The organism is Labrys miyagiensis (assembly GCF_030160835.1).
In the GTDB taxonomy this organism is placed as follows: Bacteria; Pseudomonadota; Alphaproteobacteria; order Rhizobiales; family Labraceae; genus Labrys; species Labrys miyagiensis.
In genome coordinates, this window is sequence record NZ_BSPC01000094.1 from 1 (window position 1) to 3,798 (window position 3,798).

General features: G+C 58.2%; 2 protein-coding genes and 1 pseudogene. All 3 read left to right on the top strand.

The annotated features are described in order from the left end of the window. Positions 1 to 208: pseudogene (locus QQL24_RS34930) on the top strand (hypothetical protein); the annotation flags it as partial. Positions 209 to 319: 111 nt separating this feature from the next. After that, a complete protein-coding gene (locus QQL24_RS34935) occupies positions 320 to 550 on the top strand; it encodes a DUF4167 domain-containing protein (RefSeq protein ID WP_348536519.1) in 231 nt (76 codons plus the stop codon). Between the two features lie 650 nt (positions 551 to 1,200). After that, a partial coding sequence (locus QQL24_RS34940; protein WP_284316938.1) for a Tn3 family transposase occupies positions 1,201 to 3,798 on the top strand: 2,598 nt, incomplete at its 3' end.

The window sequence follows — 3,798 nt, forward strand, 5'->3', positions numbered from 1 at the left end:
ATCAGATCACGCTGATTTGCGGAATCCCCTTGAGTCAGAATCCACGCCCCTTGGTATTAAACTTAAATCTGCCCGGACGCAGGCGCGTTTGGACTCCGACGCTCCAGCGGTAACCGCGCAGCGTAAATCCGATCCGAACTGGAAACCTGAACCGTGCGGGCTAACCCGCGAAGAGCTACGCAAGCTCGTGGCCGAAATACTTGGGTGATGCATCCTGCGGTGAGCCGGCACCGCACACGCAGGATTTTGGCACTGGCCCAACCGACTGATTTTCAACAACAAACAAAGGAACGAGCGCCATAGCGGCGCTCAAGTACACATGAATATAATCCAACCCATCGCCGGGAGAGCAACGAGTGGCCTTCCGCAAAAACAGAAAATTCGGACCAATCCGGTCAGAGGGCTGAGCGGCCAAGGTACACGCGCAAGTTATGAGCGTTACTTGATGCTAGCCGAAGTTCAGCAGCGGGCTGGGAACCGCATCGAGGCGGAAAACTATTATCAGCACGCCGAGCACTATTTCCGTCTGATGAAGGGTGGAACCCCTTAACGCAAATCGATCCTTGCGTCATGAATATCTGTAAAGTGCCCTCGCGCTACGGCGCCGCTGGCTTGGGCTGCAAAACCACAGCCGGGGTGGATTGCAGAGGTGCGGAATTGTCAAACGTTAAGGTCAACTTCTTCTCATTGATCAAATAAACGGCGATACCAGCCCAGATAACGAAGAAAATAACCCAAACGAAGCCAATCCGTTTGCTGATCCTGAAAGTGTAAGTTAGGGCGATCCAAAGGGTTGTAATGAAGACAAGGGCTAATAATGGCGTCACAACACGAAAGTGGTGGATCTGTCCGACTTTTGAGAACATATGCGGAATTTGCGCCTGCTTGCCTTTGATGTGACTGATTTTTCGGCTCTGAGCGCTTCGTGGAGCGCGGTCTTGCTGATCCCCACGCGGGTGGCGGCTTTGCGAACATTGAGGCTGGCCGCTCGGTGCTGGCGCGCTTTCAAGGGTTATGCCGACGTGATTGCCACCTGTCGACCACCGCAGCTGTTCCGTTGCTCTGCGGCCTATAGGCCGGCGCGGGCAATTTCTGGGATGAGGTTGCACAAAATCTGTGGACCGCGCGAAACGTTCGTTTGTCGGACGTGAATTTTCCAGCTCGGGTGCACTCCCCGCATCAAAATTGGAAGATCCGAGAATGGCACGACGAGCACTGCTGGGCGAGGCATGGTGGCAGCAGGCAACGGCCTTCCCGGACGATGAAAGGGAGATCGCCAAACATTACACGCTGGACCGGCCAGATCTCGACCTGATCATGCGACAGAACAAGGCGTCGAACCGGCTGGGCCTTGCCTGTGTTCTGGCCACACTTCGATATCCTGGCCGGCCGCTTGCGGATGGCGAAGATATCCCGCTTGGCGTCCTGCGGTTCATCGCGCGGCAGATCGGCGTCGATCACCGCGAGATCAATCGCTATTTCGAGCGCCCACAGACTCGACGCGAACATCTCGCCCTGCTTTTCGAGAGAATGAAGATGCGTCCATTTGCATCTTCGGACGTTCGGGCACTCACCGGCTGGCTGACCCCGGCTGCGCAAACCCTGCGCCACGCCGATGCATTGGCGGAAATGGTGACGGAGGAGTTGCGACGCCTACGCATACTCCTGCCGGCGCGCCCGGCACTAGAGGCCATCGTTCATTTGGCAATTCGGCGCGGCATTCGGATTGCTCACCGGGCGCTGATTGGTGGGCTGTCGCACGGCCAGAAGCTGGATTTGGACAAGCTTCTCGACGCCCGCGAGGGGACGAGCGTGACCGTCCTCGCCTGGGCAAGGACACCGGCATTGGCGCCAACCGCCGTCAACCTCGACAGGATAGCCGAGCGCATTCGATTTCTCCGATCGCTGAACCTGTCGGCGACATTGATGGAGCGCATTCCGGCCAAGGTGTTTGATGAATTCGCCGCAGAGGGGATGCGGATGAGTGCGCAGCATCTGCGCGACCTCAACCCCGAACGCCAGCACGCAGTGTTGGCCGCGACGGTGCTGCATCTTTCCCGCCATCTGACCGACTGCGCAATCGACATGTTCAAGAAACTCATGGGCGCCCTGACGCGGCGAGCCAACAATCAGGCGGTTGATCGCGTCACTCGGTCTGTCCGGGAGGTGCACAAGCCGCTGAAAGAAGTCTCTAAAGTTTGTCATGCGATCATCGACGCCAGGGAGAAAGGCGAAGATCTCGCCAAAGCTCTCGAGCGGGCCATTCAATGGCCAGCCTTCGCGACCAGCGTCCAGGCGGTCGATACGCTGATCGCGCCAGATGTCATAGACGGCAAAATTGAATTGCTCCAGCGCTATCCGACGATTCGAAAACTGGCGCCGCAATTCCTCTCGACTCTTGTGTTCCGCGGTCACGCTGTGGCGGCAAATCTCTTGCGAGCACTATCCGTCATCGCCGATCTCTATCGCACAGGCAAACGAGCAATACCGGACAAGGCCCCCATATCCTTTGCACCCAAGGCCTGGATGCCCCTCATCTTGCAGGGTGGCAAGATCGATCGCAGGGCCTACGAGCTCTGCCTGTTCAGCGAGCTGAAACGCCGGCTCGATGCTGGTGACGTTTGGGTGGAGGGAGCCAAGCGCTTCCAATCCTTCGAGAGCTTCCTCATTCCCACGCCGACATTCGAGTTGATGCACGCGGAAGGACCGCTTCCGGTCGCCGTCGATACCGACGTGGACACATACCTCAATCTGCAACGCCAGATCTTGAACGACGGGCTCAGCGACCTTTCCCGCCTGGCCGCCGCTGGCGAACTCGACGATGTCGAATTGACCGGGACGGGGTTCAGCGTCACGCCGCACAAGGCCATGTTTCCCGACATCGCAAAATCTTTGAAATCGAAGGTCGAAAGTCGCCTTCCTGCGATCCGGATCACCGACCTGCTGCTCGAGGTGGACGCCCGCACGGGATTTTCCAACGCCTTCACGCATCTACGAACTGGGCGAACGGCCGACAACAACCTTGCGCTGCTCACCGCCATTCTGGCCGACGGCGTCAATCTCGGCCTAACGAGAATGGCGGATGTTTCCCCTGGGTTGACGATGCGACAGCTTGCCTGGGCGCATGACTGGCATATCCGCGAAGATGGCTACGCGGCCGCGCATGCCATCCTCGTCAACGCCCAGAGACAATTGTCTCTCGCTCAGTTGTGGGGCGGCGGAACCACCTCATCCTCGGACGGCCAGTATTTTCCGGCAGGTGGCCACGCCGAGGCGATCGGCGACCTCAACGCCCGCTATGGTCCCAATCCCGGCACCAAATTCTATCGCTTCACCTCCGACCAGTTTGGCGCGTTCTGCATCATCACGATGAATGCCAATGCCAGCGAGGCCATCTACGTTCTCGACGGTCTGCTCTATCATGGCAGCGATCTCGCCATCGAAACCCACTATGTCGATACTGGCGGCGTCAGCGACATGAGCTTCGCCCTTTGCCATCTTTGCGGCTTCCAGCTCGTACCTCGGTTACGAGGTCTCAAGGACCGCAGGCTTTATCTCTTCCCAGGCGACGCGCCACCCGAGAACTTAGCATCGCTCGTCGGAGATTCCATCAACGTTGAGCGAATTAAAGCAAACTGGAATGACATACTGCGCCTGGTCACGACGATCCGCTCCGGCCAGGTTCGACCTTCGACGCTACTGGCCAAGCTGTCCGCATTCCCGCGTCAAAACGGACTGGCTCTCGCTCTACGCGATCTCGGACGCATCAATCGCTCCATCTTCTTGCCTCAGTGGTGG